Annotated in this window: 1 protein-coding gene and 1 pseudogene; one reads left to right on the plus strand and one right to left on the minus strand. The window is 42.9% G+C overall.

Translation table 11 applies throughout. The annotated features are described in order from the left end of the window. Nucleotides 1–223: 223 nt before the first annotated feature. Entirely contained in the window at nucleotides 224–1,552 is a 1,329-nt protein-coding gene (locus GNE10_RS34085) for a hemolysin family protein (RefSeq protein WP_185570445.1), read from the minus strand. 293 nt (nucleotides 1,553–1,845) lie between these two features. Here GNE10_RS34085 and GNE10_RS34090 point away from each other — a divergent pair. After that, a pseudogene (locus GNE10_RS34090) lies at nucleotides 1,846–2,199 on the plus strand (transcription-repair coupling factor); the annotation flags it as partial.

Consider the following 2,199-nt stretch of genomic DNA (forward strand, 5'->3'; position numbering starts at 1 on the left):
GGGTTAAAGGGTAAGGGTTAAAGGTTTTTTCTTTCCCTTTTCCCCTTTCCCTTTCCCCCAAAACCCGACAAGTATTGCAGTAACTCCTTTCCCTACACCTTTATCAGGCAAAAAAGAATCCCTATAAATAAATTTAGGGACTTTCAAGTAAAAAAATATTCTCTATTATTCACTGTTGGCTGTTGACCGTTAGTTAAGTATCAATCGTCAACGTTCGACAGATTTAATCAGACTCTGTGATATGTTTAATTTGATTGGGCTTTGGTACAACTAGCACTTTATCAACACGGTTACCATCCATATCCATGACTTCAATTCGCATACCTTCCCATTCAAAATGATCTGCGGCGGCGGGAATACGACCTAAATGAGTGATGACAAAACCGCCTAAGGTTTGATAGCTACCACGTTCCTCAGATTCCCATTCTTCCATAGCGAAAAGTTCTAAAAATTCTTCCACAGGTAACATTCCATCCAAAAGCCAAGAACCATCTTCCCGTTGCACAGCTTGTGGTTGATCTTGGCCATCTGTTGAAGGAACATCACCTACAATTTCGCTCATAATGTCATTGAGAGTGACTAATCCTTGAATTACACCGTATTCATCAACCACCAGTGCCATGTGAGTAACAGTTTGCTTAAATAATTCTAAAACTTTCAAACCACGGGTGCTTTCTGGTACAAATACAGGTTGCCGCAATCCTACTGTTAAGTCAAGCTGTTCACCTCGAAAACTCCTAGCCAATAAATCGGTAACTGGGATCACACCCAGGACATTATCAAGTCCCCCTTGGCAAACTGGATACCGCGAGTAGGCACTTTCAACCATTTTTTGGCGATTTTCTTCAGCGCTGTCATCTAAATCTAGCCAAACGATATCAGGACGGGGTGTCATTAAATAGCTTACAGGGCGATCGCCTAAACGAAAAACTCGCTCTACCATATCCTGTTCGGCTTCTTCAAAGGTTCCCGCCTCAGTACCTTGCTCGATTAAGATTTTAATTTCTTCTTCAGTGACTTGCGGTTCAGTTGATTGGGTAACTCCTAAAACTCGCAAAACCATATCTGTAGAGGCACTTAAAAGATGTACCATAGGAGAAGCGATGGCCGATAAGGCACGCATGGGAATAGCTACAAATGCTGCGATGCCTTCAGGGTTATTCAATGCCAAACGCTTCGGTACCAATTCGCCGATAATCAGTGACAAATAGGTAATAATCAACACCACGATTCCGAAAGATAGCGGTTCGCTATAAGGTGCCAAGAAAGGAACAAGCCTGACATAGACTGCTAGTCGGTTAGCAATCGTCGCTCCTCCAAAAGCACCAGTCAGAATACCGATGAGAGAAATACCTACTTGAATCGTTGACAAGAAATTATTTGGAGACTCAGCGAGTTTCAGTGCTACCCTTGCCTTAGCATCCCCTTGATTGGCAAGCTGCTGTAGTCTAACTTTCCGCGCTGATACAATTGCCATCTCAGACATCGAAAACACGCCATTGGCAATAATTAGCACCAAGATGATTAAAATTTCAAAAGTGATGGAGGACATGTTTAAAATCGCCGCTTATCAGAGCGAACGTAGCTCAATCCTTAGTATCTAGTATTAAAGGTGCTTCGATAAATGGTTTGACTGTACACAAAGTAATACTTATGGGTTGACGGTTGACGGTTGACTTATGAAAACTGATTGTTCGACTTTTGGAACCAGCAAAAGGGCATTGTAAACTCTTAACCGTCATCAGTCATCAGTCATCAGTCATCAGTCATCAGTTTTAAAATGGTGAACATAAACTGCCTGAAGATTTTCAAAAAGCGCCAAGACTTCCATTGTTAGTAGAACTTATGTCATTTTCTTCTATTGTGCGTGCCTTAGGGCGATCGCCGCTCACTACTGAATTTATTTCTAAGTTAAATCGCCAACAAGAATTGCGCTTAAATGGGATTCCTCGCTTACCAAAGGGTTTGGTAGCTTCAGCATTGGCGCAAACTCAAGGCAGGAATTTGTTCGTGGTATGTGCCACTCTGGAAGAAGCCGGACGCGTTTACGCACAACTAGAGGCAATGGGATGGCAAACAGTACATTTTTACCCCACCTCTGAAGCTTCTCCTTACGAACCCTTTGACCCCGAAACTGAGATGAGTTGGGGGCAAATGCAGGTGTTGGCTGATTTCGTAATGGGGCATGGGGCATTGGGG

It is taken from the genome of Nostoc sp. 2RC (genome assembly GCF_014222165.1).
Lineage (GTDB): Bacteria > Cyanobacteriota > Cyanobacteriia > Cyanobacteriales > Nostocaceae > Nostoc > Nostoc linckia.